This window comes from Meiothermus sp. (genome assembly GCF_026004115.1).
Classification (GTDB): domain Bacteria; phylum Deinococcota; class Deinococci; order Deinococcales; family Thermaceae; genus Meiothermus.
This window is the reverse complement of the sequence record NZ_BPIM01000001.1, coordinates 2568043-2585382: the sequence shown is the minus strand read 5'-3', so window position 1 is coordinate 2585382 and position 17340 is coordinate 2568043. Positions and strand designations below refer to the sequence as shown.

Sequence of the window (17340 nt, the reverse complement as noted above, 5' to 3'; positions counted from 1 at the left end):
TTTGGAACAGGCTTCCTTGGGCCTGGCCTGCCGACGGTGTATTCTTGGCATGTTGGCATGAGTACGGTAATGAACAAACCCCGTTTAGTAACCCCCAACTTCATCACCGAGATTATCGATGAAGACTTGCGTGCGGGTCGTTACTCCAGGATCGTCACCCGCTTTCCCCCTGAGCCCAACGGCTACGCCCACCTCGGCCACGCCATTGCCAGCTACATCGACTTTGGCATCGCGCACGACTACGGGGGGGAGTGCCGTTTGCGCATGGACGACACCAACCCCGAGGCCGAGCGGGCCGAGTACGCCGAGGCACTGATCGCCGATATGCGCTGGCTAGGCTGGGACTGGGGGCCTGCGGTCAGCTATGCCTCCAACTACTTTGAAGCCCTCTATCAGATGGCCGAAAAACTCATCCAGAAGGGCTTGGCCTACGTGGACAGCGTCCCGCCCGAGGAGATGGCCCGCCTGCGCGGCACGGTGGATAAACCCGGCACCCCCAGCCCCTACCGTGACCGCAGCGTAGCGGAAAACCTGGAGCTGTTCCGCCGCATGCGGGCGGGGGAGTTCCACAACGGCGAGCACGTGCTTAGGGCCAAGATAGACCTCAGCAGCCCCAACATGAAGCTGCGCGACCCGGTGCTCTACCGGATTGTGCACGCCGAGCATTACCGCACCGGCAAAGCGTGGTGCATCTACCCCTCTTACGACTTCGCCCAGGCCACCACCGATGCCCTGGACGGGGTGACGCATAGCCTGTGCAGCCTCGAGTTCGTGGACAACCGGGCCATCTACGACTGGCTGATGGACCACCTCTGGGGCGAGCCACCCCTCCACCAGACCCCCCGCCCCCATCAGTACGAGTTTGGCCGCCGGAGCCTGGAGTACACCGTGGTCTCCAAGCGCAAGCTTAGGAAGCTGGTCGAAGGGGGTTATGTGCGCGGCTGGGACGACCCCCGGATGCCGACCCTGGCCGGCCAGCGACGGCGTGGGGTGCGGCCCGAGGCCATCCGGCGGTTTGCCGGGCAGGTTGGCATCTCGCGCACCAACCGCACGGTGGACATTGCCCTGCTCGAGGGGGCCATCCGCGACGACCTGAATACCACCGCCCCCCGTGTAATGGCGGTATTGCGGCCCCTCAAGGTGGTGCTTACCAACCTGGCCGAGCCCCGAACCATAGCTCTTCCGTACTGGCCCCAAGACGTCATCCAGGAGTCGCCCGATGGCCTGGTGCCCCTACCCGATGGTCGCCGGGTGCTGCCCGCCGAGGCCATGCGTACCGTGACCCTTACCCCGGAGCTCTTCATCGAGCAAGACGACTTTGCCATTACCCCGCCCAAGGGCTTCAAGCGCCTGACGCCGGGGGGAACCGTGCGGCTCAAGATGGCCGGGGTAATCCGCTGTGACCGCTACCAGACCGACGGGGCAGGTCAGGTTACCGAGCTCCTGTGTACTTTGCTGCCCGAGGAGGCTAAAGCCGCCGGGGTGATTCACTGGGTTAGCGCCCTGGATGCCGTGCCCGCCGAGTTTCGTCTTTATGACCGGCTTTTTACCGTGCCGCACCCCGAGGCCGAAGCCAAGGAGCTCGAGGACGAGACAGAAACCCCCGAAGACCACGACTTCCTGCGCTTTGTCAACCCCAAGAGCCTCGAGGTAGTGCAGGGCTACATCGAGAGAAGCGTGCTGCGAGAACCCCGGGACACTCGCTACCAGCTCGAGCGCAACGGCTACTTCTGGCAAGACCCCATAGACTCCAAACCCGGCGCACTGGTCTTCAACCGCATCGTCACGCTCAAAGATACCTGGGGCCAATCCACCAGGCAGACCGAAGAACCTCGCGTAGCCGGCAGCCCCAAAGCATCCAGACCGAAAAAGTTCGAAAGCCCGGCCCCACCAACACCCAGGGCCAACCTGGCCCCCGAGCAAGAGTCCATGCTGCAAAGCCTCCTGGCCCAGGGCATTCCCCAGGCCGAGGCGCTGGTGCTGGCCCGCGAGCCCAGGCTAACCGACTTCCTGTTGCTAGCTAGCCAGTCGGCGCCCATTTCCGCACTGGCCAACTGGGTGGTCAACGACCTAGCCCCCGCCATCCGCACAGGTGCGTGCAGGGTCACGCCCGCAGGGCTGGTGGGCCTGGTCAAGCTCTTGGAGGCGGGTGAAATTAACACCCGCATCGCCAAGGACGTGCTGGCCGAAGCCCAGGAAAGCGGTACAGACCCTGTTGAGATCGTTCGCCAAAAGGGTCTGCGGCAGGTCAGCGATAAGGTTGCTCTGGAAGCCATCGTGGACCGAGTCCTGGCCGAAAACACCGACAAAGTAGCCGCCTACCGCGCCGGCAAGACCGGCCTGCTGGGCTTTTTTGTGGGCCAGATTATGCGCGAGACCCAGGGGCAGGCCAATCCCCAACTGGTGCAGGAACTGGTAAGGCAAAAGCTGGTCTAAACCCAGGTGTCACCAGGCTATGGAAGGCGCTGGAAAAGCTGCTACCCTGCTCTTCTGCACTTTATACCAAATCCACATCAACCCCTTGCCTTCTCCCCTGGCGGGAGAAGGTGGCGACACCCCGACCGCGCTATTTACAAACAGCGATAGGAACACGATTGGCTGCACCTGGGGTGTCGCTGGATGAGGGAGCTTGAGATGGCCCTCAAAGCTAACTCTACAGGTAAAGTTGGTATTATTTGCCCCGGTACCAGATCCGATAAACCCGCCCCCCCTTGGCGTCGGAGACATACATCGCGCCATCGGAGCCAACCACCAGCCCCACCGGGCGGCCCCAGGCATCGCGGCACATCTGCCCTGGCTCCCGCCAGCCGGTGGCAAATACCTCCGAACGCACTGGAAGGTCGTTTTGAATAATGAAGCGCTCAATCTTGCAGTCGCGGTAGTGCCTCGGGTCTTGCACCCCCAGCGAACCGTGGTAGGCAATATAGAGGCTGTTACGGTAATCCGGCGGAAAATGGCTCTTCAGACCCCAGGTCATGCCCAGCGGGGCCGAGTGGGCCGGGGCCGTAAACAGCGCCGGAACCGCCTTGCGGCAGTCGAAGCCATCGGCGCGGGGGTCGGGCACCTCGCTGCGTTCGGCCTTCAGGTTCAGGCCCAGCCCGGGCGTATAGCAGTAGGGCCAGCCGTGAAAACCTCCCGGTTGCACCGCCAGAATCACCTCTTCGGGGGGCAGGTCGTCCCCTAGGTGATCGGTGCCGTTGTGGGTAGCCCAGAGCGAACCGCGGGGCGTCCAGGTAAAGTCTACGCTGTTCTTGAGCCCTTCGGCCCAGACCGCCCGGCGGCGGAGGTCGGGGTCACGCACGAAAGGGTTGTCCTGGGGAATGCTGCCATCGGGGTTATAACGCAATATGGCCGCCCGTCGGGGGTCGCGCTCGGGGCCGAAGTTGGTCTCAGAACCCACCGAGACGTAGAGCTTGCCATCCGGGCCAAAGTGCAGGGTGCGGGTGAAGTGGCCAGAAGGTCCCGGAATATCCGCAACGACCGTTTCGCGCTGCCATGTAGCTCCCTTTTGTTGCATGCGAATGACCGCGTTGCTCAAAGCCACATAAAGCCAGCCCTGGTGCCACTCGAGGCCATGGGGTAGCTCGAGGTTACCAGCCAGCACTTCGACCCCATCGGCCCGGCCATCGCGGTTGCGGTCGGGCAGCCGTACCACCTGGCCTCCGTACATCAGGGTCAGGTAAAGGTGCCCATCGGGTCCCACCGTCATCATGCGGGGGGCACCCTCAAAGCCTTCGGCAAAAATCTGGATGGCAAACCCTGGGGGCAGCCGAATGCGCCGGGCTGCTTCGTCAGCTACAGGCTCTGGCTTGGCAGCAAAAAACGCGCCACAGGCCGCTGCCAGTACAATCGCCAGGCCTAGCCGATACAAGGGGGTCATTTGAAGCTCAGGCTAGCAGAATTGCTGCCGATTCGATTAGCGCCAGATGATGCCTCGTGCTCCACCAAATGGCCGACCTCGAGTATTTGAGAGCAGATCTCACGAATACTCACAGCTCAACGTGTGCGGCGCAATCTTGGGAAACGCGATGCACTAAATGTACTTATCTCATGTTTTTGCTGCTACACTAAAAATTAGTCGTCTTGAAATTATGGAACAAAACGATCTCCCCCAAATTATGAAAAATCGCTTTCGTCTTTCTTTCACCATTACGGTTCGTGAGCCGTTTAATACCTATTCCCATGCGGCTGGTGCAGTGTTGGGCCTGGTTGGCATGGTTGCCTTGCTGTTTTTCACCCAGGGCAACGCCGCTAAAATCGTGGGGGCACTGGTATTCGGCCTGACCATGATCCTGATGTACACCTCCTCCGCGCTCTACCACGCCCTGCGGGTCTCGGAGCGGGCCTTGCTGTGGCTGCGCAAGCTCGACCATGCGGCCATTTTTTTATTCATCGCCGGAACCTATACCCCGGTGCTGTTGCAAGCCATGGAGCCCGCTTGGCGGCCCTGGGCCCTGGGCCTGGTCTGGGGCCTGGCGGCGCTGGGGGTGGGCCTCAAGCTGGTCACCCTCAAGGCGCCCCGCTGGCTTTATACCGCGACCTACCTGGGCATGGGCTGGCTCTCGGTCTTTCTGCTACCCAAACTGGCCCTGAACCCCCTCGCGCTGGGCTTCCTGATTGCGGGCGGGGTGGCCTATAGCCTGGGGGCCTTAGTCTATGCCGCCAAATGGCCCAATCTGCTGCCCCGGCTGGTGGGTTTTCATGGCCTCTGGCACGTGTTTGTATTGCTCGGCAGTACGGGCATGTATTTTGCAGTGCTGTCGATGTACCTGGCCTGAAGCCCATAAGATCATCCCGCATACTGCGGGGTTTTGTGCAGGTTTTGGGCGCGACGGGCGGAATATTGAGGGCAAGGCCGGTGAAGCCAAACCCAGCCGTAGGAGCACCGAGGCTGACCCGATGTAAATCTGCCCTCGATGGTCTGCGTGCAGATGAGCGTTATGCTCGGGGGTTAAGCTGAGTTTCAAAACGGAACGGTGTCTTTTCGTCTAGAAAACTGCAGCCCGGAAAAACCCAGGCCAGGATAGCAGCCCTCTTTGAAGGTGGCGCGGTGCTGGACAGGTTAAGATCTTCGTTAGAAAAAAACCCGTACCCAACACCCGGTCAGGAAGAACACGCCCCGGCCACAGGCCGGGGGTCTGGGTGGGCTAGCCTGGAGCTTAAAAACTGATGCTGGCTTGTCCGAGCTTACCCAGGATCAGCATCGAGGCCACCGTGGCCGCGGTGAGGATAATCAGCAACAGGGCCATGCCGACGTAGCGCAAATCGGCCCCCTCGCTTTCGACCTCGAGGGCGCGGGGACGCAGGGCCAGGTACAAAAGCCAGGTGACCAGAATCGAACCGATGGTGAACAAGATGGCAAACAGCACGTTTTTCTCCTCCTGTGGGCCTTGCGGGTTAGTGCATACGCCACACCCGCAGCAGGGCCTCGAGATTCTTATCTAAGCCTACCAAACCCAGGCCATAGGTGGGTATACCCTGCTCCCAACCCACGGCCCCCACCCGGGGCCCTAGGGTGGTGGGCAACGGGGCCGGAGCGGGGGCTTCCCAGGGGGCGTAGGCCCTTGGTTCGTAATAGCTAAACTCGGGGCGGAGCGCCACCTCGAGCTGTCGGGCCTCGCGCGGGTCATCCCAGGGCACCCACTCGCCCTCGGCCACTTCCTTGCGGCCAGGGTAGGCGATGCCTATTCCTTCACCCGAACACACCACCAGCGCCCGGCGGGGGTTGGCCCAGTGCAGGGCCCTGGCAAAAGGAACCATGTGGTCTTCGGAGACGTCGAGGCCCAGCACAATTCTTCCCTTGAAGCGTTTGGGTAGCTGGGGCACAACCTCTTCCACCTTGGAGTTGCTCATCCACAGCAGCAGGGTATCGCCCCCATACGAGCCCTCGAGCCAGGCATAAAAGCTGCCAAACTCATCCACGAAGGTTCGGGTGCGTTCGGCCAGCAGGGATTCCAGCCAATCGGTATGACGCATGATGGTTTGCACAATAGCAGAATATCCCCCTTCAAAGGTATATTTGTCGCTGGTGGACAACCTGAGGTTTAACCCAGCCCCCAGGGCGGTGCTCGCCCAGCAATTTCGCTGGGACGTTCCGGCTTTGTATAACATTGCAGACGCCACCGTAAAAAAAGCGGCCCAACGAACGCCTGGCCGCATCGGCCTCGTCGAGCCGCAACTGGGGCGACAGACCACCTTCGCCGAGCTAGACACCCTCTCGAGCCGCCTGGCCAACGTGCTACAGGCCCACGGTTTGCAGCCGGGCGACCGGGTAGGGCTCCTGATGGGGCAGTCGCTCGAGCTCGCCCTGGCCCACCTGGCCGTCTACAAAACGGGGGCCATCGCCCTGCCGCTCTCGATGCTGTTTGGCGAGGATGCCCTGCTCTACCGCCTCGAGCACTCCGGCGCCCGCCTGCTGATGGCCGACCGGGGTACCCTGCAGGCCCTGAACCCCAACCTACCCGCAGAAATCGGGGTCATCTACCAGGATCAAGTTCTGGATTTGCTGCAAGCCGCTCAACCCAGCTTCGAGACCCACCCTACCCAGGCCGATGACCCGGCCATCCTGATCTACACCTCCGGCACCACTGGCAAACCCAAGGGCGTGCTCCTGCCCCACCGCACCCTGATTGGCCACCTGCCCGGCTTCCGGCTTTTTTGCAACTTTCCAGGTGAGGAAGCTCGCTACTGGTCGGCGGCGGACTGGGCCTGGATTGGGGGTTTGCTGAATGTGCTCCTTTGCGCCTGGGCCCACGGCTACACCGTGGTGGCCTACCGCACCCGGCGCTTTGACCCCGAGGAAGCCCTGCACCTGCTGCACGATCAGGGCGTCACGCACACCTTCCTCTTCCCCACCGCCCTTAAGCTGCTGCGGCAACTGGGCCGGCTCAAGGCTCCGCCCACCCTGCAAAGCATCCACTCCGGGGGCGAACCCCTGGGCGCCGAGCTTCTGGCCTGGGTGCAGGAAAACCTAGGCCTGCCGGTCAACGAGTTCTACGGGCAGACCGAGGCCAATCTGCTGGTCGGCAATTCCTACACCACCGACCCCATCCGCCCCGGTTCGATGGGCCTGCCTTACCCCGGGCACCGGGTCGAAATCATTGACGAAGCCGGCCAGCCCCTCCCGCCTGGGGAAGTGGGCGAAATCGCCCTGCGGACACCCGACCCGGTGGCCTTCCTGGGTTACTGGAACAACCCCCAGGCCACCCAGCAAAAGTACGTCGGCCCCTACCTGAAAACCGGCGACCTGGGCAGCAAAGACGCGGCAGGCTACCTGTGGTTCAAGGCCCGCGCCGATGACTTGATCAAGGCAGCCGGGTATCGCATCAGCCCCTTCGAGGTGGAGGAAGCCCTGCTGCATCACCCGGCGGTGGCCATGGTGGCGGTGGTGGGAATGCCCGATGCCGAACGCGGTCAGCGCGTTGTGGCCCATGTCAAGCTCCGCGAGGGGCAGTCCGGCTCCCTGGCCCTGACCCAGGCGCTGCAAGAGGAGGTGCGCCGGCGGGTAGGGCACCATGCCTACCCCCGGGAGATTCACTTCGTAGACGAGCTACCCCTCACCACCACCGGCAAGATTCAGCGCTTCAAGCTCCGGGGGTAACCTGCACCCTAAACAACCCGGCTGGACATTTTCTTACCCAGCTTAAAATGGCCCGCCTAATCGGGAGGGTACTGCTAAGTACAACAACGTTAGGAATTTGCTCTACCCGAAAAGGGGAGCCCATAAGCTGCGCCGCTTTAAAGACCGGCCACTTCTTTCACCGAGACCGTCACCACAAAAATCTAACGTGGGCGCACTTAGCATGAAGTGAAGGGATGAGAAAAAAATTGTTCGACCTGGTATGCCCTCCTGGTTTCACAACGCTTTTCCACAAAGGCTAGGTATGATGGGGGTGTTGTGCGCTACCTGATTGTGTCTGACCTTCACGGCAACTGGCCCGCCCTCGAGGCCGTCCTCAAGGAAGCCTGGGGCTACGACCAGGTACTCTTTCTGGGCGATGCGGTGGGCTACTACCCCGATGTCAACCGGGTACTGGACTGGTTGCGCTCGGTGAACGCTAAGGGCGTAATGGGCAACCACGACATCTGGCTGCTAGAAATCAAATCCATGCAGATTGAGGGGCCGGTGCTGGAAATTTTGTCCTGGCAAGCCGAGCGCATCAGCCCCGAGAACCGCGAGTATCTGTCCAGGCTGCCCTGGACCGTAGAGGTCGAGGGTGCGCTGCTGGTCCACGGCAGTCCGCTGGATCCGCTGGCCTACCTGGAAGAGGTGGAGCAGGCCCGGGAGGTGTTCAACCGGGTGAGCCACCGCTGGATTTTCCACGGGCACACCCACCTGGCCGGTAGCTACCTGAGCCTGGAAAGCACCACCGTGCGCGGCCAGGCCACCACCGCCGATGTCAGCACCCCCCAGGGGCGTTGGGTACGCTACCAGCGCTACGCCAACGGCGGCGAGCTCATCGTGGCGCCCAAGGCCAGGGCCATCATCAACCCCGGCTCCACCGGCCAGCCCCGGGACGGCGTGACCGGAGCGGCCTACGCCATCTGGGATCCCGAAGAAGACACCGTGGAGTTCTTCCGCGCCAAGTACAACCTCGAGCACGTGCTAGCACGCCTGCACCACGAGCAGTTCCCCATGTGGCTCTACGAGCGGCTGGTGCTCGGAAAGTAGCGGAAAAGTGCCTCTAAAATTGTGCCCTAGTGCGGCCCAAAACTCAAAGCCGAAGGCCGAAAGCAACCGCAAGATGATGGTCTGACCCGTCCAATGGCATACCTATACTGTTTTTTATCTTCTTAGACAAACAGCCATGCAAATCCTCGGCCATCAAAGAATTCTCGAGCTATTGCCCAGGCTGCAGGCGCAAACCTTGCTCTTTACCGGCCCGGAAGGGGTGGGGCGCCGGACGGTAGCGAGGTGGTTTGCCGCGGGGCTCAACTGCGAAGGGGGGTTTCCGCCCTGTGGTCGCTGTGCCTCTTGCCGCCTCGAGCCCCACGCCGACTACCTGGAAATTGCCCCCCAGACCGAGACCAAGACCGGCAGAAAAGCCCGCCTTCTGCAAATCCGCCTCGAGCAAATTGCACCCCGCGAGGGCAGCGAGGAAACCAGCTTGCTGGACTGGATCGCCACCTACCCCCGCTTCAAGACCAAGGTTGCGGTCATTGATGGGGCGCACTGGCTGGGGGAGTCTGCCGCCAATGCCCTGCTGAAGGTGCTGGAAGAGCCCCCGGCTTTTGCCCGGTTGATTCTGGTGGCCCCCAGCCGCGAGCTGGTGCTGCCCACCCTGGCCAGCCGGAGCCTCGAGGTCGGTTTCTCCCCTTTGCCCGAGGCCGAGCTTCGCACCCTGACCACCGACCCCGAGGTACTGGCGTTTGCTCAGGGGTCGCCGGGTAAAGTGCGCTGGGCGCTGGAGCATCCCGCCGAGTTTGCCCGGCTCGAAAGCCGTGTCCAGGGGGTACTGGAAGCCATGCGGGCCGGGCCTGCCCCCACCCTAGAGGCCCTGAAGCTTCTACTGGAGGCGGACGATGCCCTCCCCTACCTGGGTCGGCGGCTGGGACAGCTTCAAATGGAAAGCCCGGCCCACAAAGAGGCCCTCGAGGCTCTAAGCCGCACCCAGGACGCCCTTTCCGCTTATGTGAGTGAGGATCTGGTCCAGACCTGGCTGGCCCTCAAGCTGGTGCGGCTCTAGATTTCTAGAGTCAATCTGCTTTACTCTAGACTCGGATTGCATGGGCTGCGCAATCCGTCTTATACCAGATTCGGTTAGTTCGTCACTGTTCAGTGACGAACTAACCCGACTGAAAGGAGTGCTCTAGGATTCAAAAAGATAGCCTCTGGTTTTTTGGTTTAAGTGACTATCTTTTTGAATCCGGTATTATGACGACTCGCGGGCCACAGGCGGCTGGCCCTTTTAGGAGGTTTTCATGGAATGTGTTGGCGTGCGATTCACGCATGGCCCCAAAATTTACGACTACAAGTATAGCGACCTGCCCCCTCCGGTCGGTAGCTGGGTGGTGGTGCGAACCGCACGGGGGCTAGAACTCGCCAAGGTGCGCACTGAACCCCACCTGGGCAACGCTGTGGGCGAAGTGGTGCGCGTCGCTACCCCAGAAGACCTGGATAACCATGCCAACCTGAAAACCCGCGGCGAAGAGGTACAGTGGTGGCTCAAAGCCCGCCTGCGCCGCGAGGGCATCCGGGCCAAAGTGCTGGGCTGCGAGTTCACCCTGGACGGCAACCACATCTCGGTGCACTACTCCGCCGAGGAGCGCATAGACCTGCGGCGCTGGGTCAACGAACTGAACAAGCTGGCGGGGGCTCGAGTGGAGTTCATTGCCCTGGGCCCCCGCGACCAGACCGCCTACCTGGGCACCCTGGGGGCCTGCGGAATGGAGTCGTGCTGCTCGAGCTGGCTCCAGGACTTTGCCCAGGTCTCCATCAAGATGGCCCGCGACCAGCAGCTTCCCCTCTCCCCGGAAAAAATCTCAGGGCCCTGTGGGCGCCTGCTGTGTTGCTTGCAGTACGAACACGAACACTACCAGGAGCTTCTGGCCGACCTGCCCCGAAAGAATTCTAAAGCCTGTAGCATCCAGGGCACCTGCGGCAAGGTCGCCAAGCTCAACCCCCTGGCCGGAACTGTGGATCTGATTACCGAGGAAGGCAGCTGGGTAACGGTACACAAGAGTGAACTTAAGCAGGAGCGATAGAACCTTCTGCAATTTCTTCAGGCTGGCTGAAAATGTGCCCAGCCGCCGATTTACCTGGACAGACAGACCTGCCCATGACGCCAACCCACCAGGTCGTGTCTTGAAATGCCGATGCTTTGCTAGACTTGGTGCGACCATGCCCGCTACAACAGACCCAGGCAACCCAATACCTATCGGATGGCCGGAGGTGCAGGGTGCTTAATGTCGGTCGGGTACTTACCCATAGCTTCGGGCTTTTGGCCCAGCACCCCGTGGGCATTGTGTGGTTGCTGGTGCAGGCCCTGCTGGTCAGCGTTTTTACCCTTGGCCTGATGGCCGGGCCCATGCAGGTAGGCATCTACACCGTGCTGATGAGGTATGCCCGTACCGGCGTGTGGAACCCCGAAGCCCTCTGGGGCAACACCACCGCACACAACATCGTGGCCGGCATCGTATTTGTGGCCAGCGCCCTGGCGGCGTTTGTGGTGGGCCTCCCTGTTGCTGTGCCGAACGCCCTGCTGGCTTCTTTGCTGGGGTATTTGGGTCTGGCCGCCATCAACCTGCTGTGGTTTTATACCTTTCAAATTATGGTCGACGACGACCAGACCTGGCCCAAAGCGATTCGCAAGGGCTGGGATTTGATGCAACAGGGAGGGCTTTTGAACCACCTCCTGCTGATTGCCGTCCTCGAGTCGCTCGTGCTGGTCTCGACCCTGTCCACCTGGCTACCCTTCCAGGTCGCCATGTACCTGCTCCTGCTGGGTTTCTCCACGGTTGCCCGGGCGGTAGCGTACGTGCAACTGGTGCCCACCCGGGCCTTCGAGCCATAGGGCCCGCACATTACCCCTGATCCCTCTGCCCTATTTATCGTAGGGTTTGCCCACCGCCGCCGGCGGACGGCTCCGCCCGATAAAGCCTGCCAGCACCAGCATGGTCAGGATGAAGGGCAGGGCTTGCACGATGGTGGCCGGCAAAATATCCCCACCTTGAAGCTGGATGGCCAGGGCCTGGGCAAAGCCAAACAACAAGGTAGCCCCCAGCACCCCAAACGGATGCCACTTACCAAAAATGAGCGCAGCCAGGGCAATAAAACCGGCCCCAGCGCTCATGGCCCGAATGAACTGGTTGAGGAACCCAATCGAGAGATATGCACCGGCAATCCCGGCCAGCACCCCCGACAAAATTACAGCGGTGTAGCGCATACGAATCACGTTGACCCCCATGGTCTCGGCTGCTTCGGGGTGCTCGCCCACCGCCCGCAAACGCAAGCCCCAGGGGGTTTTGAACAACACCCACCAGACCACCGGCACCAGCAAAAAGGCCAAAATTACCAGAATAGAAACGCTGCTAGGCCCCAGATCTACATTGGGCAGCCGGTTCTGCACTTCCTTGGAAGTGGAGGTGTTGTTGTAGAGCACCTGCAAGACAATCGAGGGCGCCCCCAGGGCCGCAATGTTGATGGCGGTACCGGAGACAATCTGATCGGCGCGGTACTTGATGGAGGCAACGGCATGAACCAGACCCACCAGGCCGCCTACTGTGGCCCCAGCCAGCAACCCCACCCAGGGAATCCAGAAAGCCTCGAGGCCCCCTGTAGCCACCTCGATGCGGTTGACCGTAATGGCTGCTGCCGCCGCGCCGAACAGAATCATGCCCTCGAGGGCGATATTCACCACCCCGCTGCGCTCGGAGAACAGTCCGCCCAGCGAGGTCAGCAAAAGTGGGGCGGCTTGCCGCAGGGTTGAGAAGAAAAGCGCAATGACGATTTCCATACGGTTAGTCTCCTGCCGCCGGTGCGGACTTGGCCTGGCGGGCCTCCTGTTCGGCTTTGGCCTCGGTTTCCACCTGGGCTGCCCGCAGGGGATCGGTAAAGTAGCGGGGCAGCAACCCTCCTACCGCGATAAAAAGGATAATCAGGGCCTGCAAGACCTGGATAATCTGGTTGCTGATACCGAGTTGCGCGTTCAGCGAGACCCCGCCGGCCAGCAGTACCCCAAACAGGGTGGCCGAGAGAAAGATGCCCAGGGGCATGTTCTGGCCCATCAGGGCCACCGCGATGCCGTCGAAACCTACGCTCGAGGGAATGGCGGTCTTGAGCCGATAGGTGCCGTCCATACCGGCCCCCAGCACATAGTGCGTGGCGGCCAGGCCGGCCAGCGCACCGGAAATCACCATGGCCAGAATCATTTTTCGCCTCAGGTTAACCCCTGCATATTCGGCGGCTTTAGGTGCCAGACCGGTAGCCCGTAGCTCGTAACCGGCCGAGGTGCGGAACAGGTAGAAGTTGTAAAACAGCAGTGCAAGAACGGCAATCAAGAACGAACCGTTGAGCAACTGCGAGGCCAGCGCCGAACTGATGGTGACCGGAAAACCGGGCAAAAAACCCCCCACCACAAACCCCAGCACCAGCGCACCCAGCGAAAACAGCAAACGCCTTCCCAAATCTAATCGCCTTAGAGCGTAATAAACCCCCAGGCTGGCTATCACTGCAAGCGGCAGGGCCCAAGAAAAAGTGCCATTGGGCGCGATGATATTGATCATCAAGGGGATTCGGGCCCCTTCTTGCATTTCCTCACTGCGCCCCTCAAAACCCTCGGCTTTGAAGGGCAGGCGCACGGTTTGTCCAAAAAAGCGGTACTCGTTGGCAGCAATCATGAACAGCAGCACCGAGGCCGCAATGTAGTTCATCATGATGGTATTGATGACCTCGTTGGCGCCAAAGCGGGCCTTGAGCCAGCCCACAATACCCCCCCACAAGGCCCCTCCCAACGCTGCTGCTGCGATGGCCACAGGTAGCAACAACCAGCCCGGCAGCGGCAGATACACACCCGCCAACATGGCAAAGAGCGCACCCATCGTAAGCTGGCCGGGCGCGCCGATATTAAACATCCCAGCACGGAACCCAAAGGCTACCGCAAGGCCGGTAAAAATAAGGGGGGTGGCAAAGCCCAGGCTGGTAAAGATGCCGGTCACGTTCAGGATAGGGCTGAACAAAATCTGGAAAGTATAGGTCACCAGATCAAGTTTCCCTGCAATCAGCTCACGCAGCCCCAGCCCTTCTACCCCTTGGGTACCCAGACCGGGCCGCAGAATGGCCACTACCACTGCCCCTATCACCACCGCCAGCAACAGCGAAACGATGGGCACCACCACGCCCCGAAAACGCACCAGGAAGGCCAGGCCGCCCGGTAGCTGCATTCGGGCCAATAACAGCAGCCCCAGAGAGTAGAAAAATCCAGCATAGATACCCAGCGATAGCGCAAATCGCCGCAGGGGTGGGCGACGTGCCCCAGCAGCAACAGCCGCATCGTTTAAAGTATTGATCGCCTGGTAAAAAAGAAGCGCCTCAATGGCAAAAATAGCTATACCAATGCCACCCAGGATATAAAGCACTCGAGCCCTGGTTTCTGCATTGGGCACAAATAGCGCCGCGCTGGCTGCCAGCAGCAGCAGGATCCACAAACCAAAAGCAACCCCAAGCCAGTTGAAGGTCAGACCTTCCGGCAGGGTTAGGCCCTTGGGATTCATGACCCCCAGCGGATTGAGCAGGTAGCCCGTACCGTCGAACTCCCGTAGCGGAACTGCCCAGGGAGCCAGGATCATGATCAACAGCACCAGCCCCCCCACCATCAAAAACCAATACCGACTCATAAGTTCCTCAGAGCGGATTCTACACCGCGAGCACCATTTGGGTAGTAGTTCGCAGGCTAGGCAATTGTCATCGCCACTTGCATTGATTATCAAATTCGGACCACGTTTCAACCCCCCGACTTTGCAGTCCACTCCAATCCACCCAACTTCCACAGTGCTAAACTTTGTGAGTGCAAAACGCTACCGAGGCCAAAGCCCAGGCCATTCAAAAAATGTTTTCCGAGATTGCCCCACGCTACGACCTGCTCAACCGGATACTTTCTGCAGGGGTGGATCGGGTCTGGCGTGTAGCCGCAGTAAAGGCCGCCCTGGAGAAAAATCCAGGACGCATCCTCGACCTGGCTACCGGTACCGGTGATATTGCTTTGCTGTTAAAGAAAGTTGCACCTCAGACCGAGGTGATTGGCGGCGATTTTGCGCCCCCGATGCTCGAGCTGGCCCGACAAAAAGCCCAAAAAGCAGGGCTTTCGATTCCTTTTGTGGAAGCCGATGCTCTTATGCTGCCCTTCCCCGACGAGCACTTCGATGCCGTGACCATCGCGTTCGGCTTCCGCAACTTTGCCGACTACCCCAGAGCGCTGGCCGAACTGTACCGGGTGATTAGGCCCGGTGGAAGGCTGTGCATTCTGGAGTTTCCGCCACCGCCTAAAAGTGGCCTTGGGGTCCTGTACCGGTTCTACTTCACCCGCATCCTGCCGCTGATCGGTGGGTTAATTTCCGGCAGTGCCTCGGCCTACCGCTACCTGCCAGAATCGGTGGAACGCTTCCCAGATCCTCCAACCCTTGCAAATATGATGAGTAAAGCAGGCTTTAGCACCCGCTATCAGCTTTTCACCGGGGGCATCACCGCGCTGCATACTGGAGACAAGCCCGTTTTGACCTCACCTTCGCTAATCACCCGTAGCGGGGAGTTTCATTCAGGTAAACAGCCATGACAGGATTTGAAATAGACCCCCAGCGGCAACTGCTCGAGGGTATGGAGTCCGGCGAGTTTCCCGACCTGAAGCCCCTGGCGCTGGCCCGCGAGTATGCCCTCGAGAGCGCCCAGGGCAATCCCGGCGAGAACGAAATTGTTCGCTGGTGGCATAGTCCAGAAGGGTTTTACTACGAGTTTAAGCGGTTTCCTGCTGCCTTTTATGGACGGTTGGGCCTGGTGCAGGGCGAATACCTGACCGCCCACCAGGCTCAGGAACTGGTCTGGGAAGCCCTGGCTCGAGCCGATAAGGAAGAAGCCGATTTGATGATTTTCTATACCGCCAGCCTGATGCAAAGTGATCAGGATTTCTTTATGGCCTACACCCTGGGCCACACCCGTATCGAACGGGGCGAGGCCCGCTATGTCCTGCCCTTGTTTATGCGTTTGCAAACGCCCCAACATCTGCTGGTTTTATTCCGCTTACAAGACGAATACCTGGCTTTCAAAGTTCCCAAAGGCCAGCCGTTGTTGCAAGGACTCTTTGCTTGAACGAGTCCTGATGAATTGCTTTGTCCGTCTGGGGCCTTTCGCAGTGTGCTCGAGAGAGCGCGCTGGCGGGCCAGGTGTAAAAGGTCGTGGCCAGAAGTGCGGTTATTCCTGATAAACCACCATTCAGGCCGAACTGAGTGGCCGCTCTAAAACCTCGGTACGGTGCTGAATCTGCCGCAGCGCGTAGTCCACAAAATCCTGTTCGGAAATGTCGAAGGGCATGGGTTGGTGGGCAGCAAAAACCTCCTGTACAGTTCCAACCGCAGCCGGAATCAGCTCGGCCAGCACATCTTCCAGCACCTCTTTAGTTTGCGCATGGCGATGCAATAGCTTGCTCAGGTTATGCAGACCAAACGCAATGTGGCGGCCCTCGTCGGCCTGCACATGGCCCAGTCCCTTGCGCAAACCCGGCATCAGGTTTTCCTTTTCCAGTACCTCTTTGTAAGCGCGATAGCCCGTCTCGGCCAGCACCCCTTCCACAATCAGGTTGTAGGTGCCGAGCGCCCGAACCTCTGCTGTAGGAGAGGGGTCGGTCTGGAGGGCGTTCATGGCTTGCGGCAGTGCCTGGTAAAAGATTTGCTGCCAGGATTCGACGTGGAACAGTGCCAGTTCAGGTGCGCCCCCCACCACCTCGCGGTGAAAGCGGTCAAAGAACTCGGCATGCTTGGCCTCCTCAAAGGTCCAGGTCGCCACATAGAGGGCGTCGTCGTAGCGGCTCTGCTGGCTGACATGGAGCAAATAGGGGGCCAGGTCCAGCGTGACCGCCTCTTCGCCACCGACAAAAAGCGCCGAAAGATGCAGCAGGACTTTTTGTTGGGCTTCGCTCAAAGAGGCCCAGTCGTGGCGATCCTGGTTAAAATCAAGTTCTTGCGGATTCCAGAAGTTCCGCTTGGATTTGTGGTACAGGCTGATAACAAAATCGTCCTCGAGCCGAGCAGGCTGGCTGGTGGCTAATTGCCGCATAGCTGAATTCTAGCAGGCGCTCCACCACCCTTGAGGCAAGCAAATCGAAAGCAGGGGAAGAATCTCCCCTGCCGTCAGCTGTCTGCCCTTTTTAGTGGCTGTGCCCATGCAGCCCGTGGGCATGGCCGTGCTCGAGTTCTTCAGCTGTTGCCGGCCGGATGGCCACAAGGGTGACATCAAAGTTCAGCGTCTCGCCCGCCAGGGCATGGTTGAAGTCGATGGTCACATCCTTGCCGTCCACGCTCAATACCGTGAAGGGCATGGGGTTGCCTTGTGGATCTTCTGCATAAAACATAGCCCCTTCCACCAGCTCGGCGTCGGCGGGAAAAGCCTCGCGCTCGACGACCTGAACCCCTTCGGGATCGTAGAGGCCATAGCCCTTTTCCGGAGACACCGCGACCATGACTCGTTCACCAGCCGCCTTGCCTTCCAGCGCTTCTTCCAGCCCCACCACAATATTGCGGTGCCCGTGCAGATACTCCAGCTCACCCTGGTCGATGAGCTCATCTTCAACGTGCAGCGTATAGCGAATGGTCACAACCTGGCCTTTGCTTGCGGTCATAAAGACTCCTCTCCAT

At 60.4% G+C, this 17340-nt stretch carries 16 protein-coding genes; 9 read left to right on the top strand and 7 right to left on the bottom strand.

Going from position 1 to position 17340, the window contains the following annotated elements:
* The first annotated feature begins 57 nt into the window (after positions 1 to 57).
* A complete protein-coding gene (locus tag Q0X23_RS12570) occupies positions 58 to 2436 on the top strand; it encodes a glutamine--tRNA ligase/YqeY domain fusion protein (protein WP_297860607.1) in 2379 nt (792 codons plus the stop codon).
* A 235-nt stretch (positions 2437 to 2671) separates the two neighbouring features.
* Here Q0X23_RS12570 and Q0X23_RS12565 read toward each other — a convergent pair whose 3' ends face one another.
* Positions 2672 to 3880 (bottom strand): sorbosone dehydrogenase family protein, encoded by a 1209-nt coding sequence (locus Q0X23_RS12565; protein WP_297860606.1) that lies wholly within the window; start codon positions 3878 to 3880, stop codon positions 2672 to 2674.
* A gap of 238 nt (positions 3881 to 4118) precedes the next feature.
* On the opposite strand from Q0X23_RS12565, the gene Q0X23_RS12560 reads away from it, so the two are divergent.
* On the top strand, positions 4119 to 4778 hold the full coding sequence (locus Q0X23_RS12560) for a hemolysin III family protein (protein WP_297860605.1): 660 nt from the start codon (positions 4119 to 4121) through the stop codon (positions 4776 to 4778).
* Positions 4779 to 5159: 381 nt separating this feature from the next.
* Here the strand turns inward: Q0X23_RS12560 and Q0X23_RS12555 are convergent, their stop codons facing one another.
* Positions 5160 to 5369, bottom strand: a complete 210-nt coding sequence (locus tag Q0X23_RS12555) for a hypothetical protein (RefSeq protein ID WP_297860604.1) — start codon at positions 5367 to 5369, stop codon at positions 5160 to 5162.
* 28 nt (positions 5370 to 5397) lie between these two features.
* Positions 5398 to 5988, bottom strand: coding sequence for a hypothetical protein (locus tag Q0X23_RS12550; protein ID WP_297860603.1), 591 nt, complete (start codon positions 5986 to 5988; stop codon positions 5398 to 5400).
* A 40-nt stretch (positions 5989 to 6028) separates the two neighbouring features.
* Here Q0X23_RS12550 and Q0X23_RS12545 point away from each other — a divergent pair, with 40 nt between their 5' ends.
* The 5 genes from Q0X23_RS12545 to Q0X23_RS12525 all read left to right on the top strand — a co-directional run bounded on the left by Q0X23_RS12545 (position 6029) and on the right by Q0X23_RS12525 (position 11513).
* Positions 6029 to 7600 (top strand): AMP-binding protein, encoded by a 1572-nt coding sequence (locus Q0X23_RS12545; RefSeq protein WP_297860602.1) that lies wholly within the window; start codon positions 6029 to 6031, stop codon positions 7598 to 7600.
* A gap of 297 nt (positions 7601 to 7897) precedes the next feature.
* Positions 7898 to 8671, top strand: coding sequence for a metallophosphoesterase (locus Q0X23_RS12540; RefSeq protein ID WP_297860601.1), 774 nt, complete (start codon positions 7898 to 7900; stop codon positions 8669 to 8671).
* A gap of 136 nt (positions 8672 to 8807) precedes the next feature.
* Positions 8808 to 9686 carry a hypothetical protein gene (locus tag Q0X23_RS12535; protein WP_297860600.1) on the top strand — a complete coding sequence of 293 codons (879 nt, stop codon included), beginning with the start codon at positions 8808 to 8810 and terminating at the stop codon, positions 9684 to 9686.
* A gap of 235 nt (positions 9687 to 9921) precedes the next feature.
* Complete coding sequence (locus Q0X23_RS12530) at positions 9922 to 10704, top strand: regulatory iron-sulfur-containing complex subunit RicT (protein WP_297860599.1); 783 nt, start codon at positions 9922 to 9924, stop codon at positions 10702 to 10704.
* A gap of 194 nt (positions 10705 to 10898) precedes the next feature.
* Positions 10899 to 11513 (top strand): hypothetical protein, encoded by a 615-nt coding sequence (locus Q0X23_RS12525; protein ID WP_297860598.1) that lies wholly within the window; start codon positions 10899 to 10901, stop codon positions 11511 to 11513.
* Between the two features lie 30 nt (positions 11514 to 11543).
* Here Q0X23_RS12525 and Q0X23_RS12520 read toward each other — a convergent pair whose 3' ends face one another.
* On the bottom strand, positions 11544 to 12455 hold the full coding sequence (locus Q0X23_RS12520; RefSeq protein WP_297860597.1) for an ABC transporter permease: 912 nt from the start codon (positions 12453 to 12455) through the stop codon (positions 11544 to 11546).
* 4 nt (positions 12456 to 12459) lie between these two features.
* On the bottom strand, positions 12460 to 14334 hold the full coding sequence (locus tag Q0X23_RS12515; protein ID WP_297860596.1) for an ABC transporter permease: 1875 nt from the start codon (positions 14332 to 14334) through the stop codon (positions 12460 to 12462).
* A gap of 170 nt (positions 14335 to 14504) precedes the next feature.
* On the opposite strand from Q0X23_RS12515, the gene ubiE reads away from it, so the two are divergent.
* Entirely contained in the window at positions 14505 to 15269 is a 765-nt protein-coding gene (gene ubiE / locus Q0X23_RS12510; protein ID WP_297860595.1) for a bifunctional demethylmenaquinone methyltransferase/2-methoxy-6-polyprenyl-1,4-benzoquinol methylase UbiE, read from the top strand.
* Positions 15266 to 15799 carry a hypothetical protein gene (locus Q0X23_RS12505; protein ID WP_297860594.1) on the top strand — a complete coding sequence of 178 codons (534 nt, stop codon included), beginning with the start codon at positions 15266 to 15268 and terminating at the stop codon, positions 15797 to 15799. The genes ubiE and Q0X23_RS12505 overlap by 4 nt, the downstream gene beginning before the upstream one ends.
* Positions 15800 to 15922: 123 nt before the next feature.
* On the opposite strand, the gene Q0X23_RS12500 is transcribed toward Q0X23_RS12505, so the two are convergent.
* Both Q0X23_RS12500 and Q0X23_RS12495 read right to left on the bottom strand, forming a co-directional pair.
* Positions 15923 to 16762, bottom strand: a complete 840-nt coding sequence (locus Q0X23_RS12500; protein ID WP_297860593.1) for a R2-like ligand-binding oxidase — start codon at positions 16760 to 16762, stop codon at positions 15923 to 15925.
* Positions 16763 to 16853: 91 nt separating this feature from the next.
* Positions 16854 to 17324 (bottom strand): peptidylprolyl isomerase, encoded by a 471-nt coding sequence (locus tag Q0X23_RS12495; RefSeq protein WP_297860592.1) that lies wholly within the window; start codon positions 17322 to 17324, stop codon positions 16854 to 16856.
* Positions 17325 to 17340 lie beyond the last annotated feature (16 nt).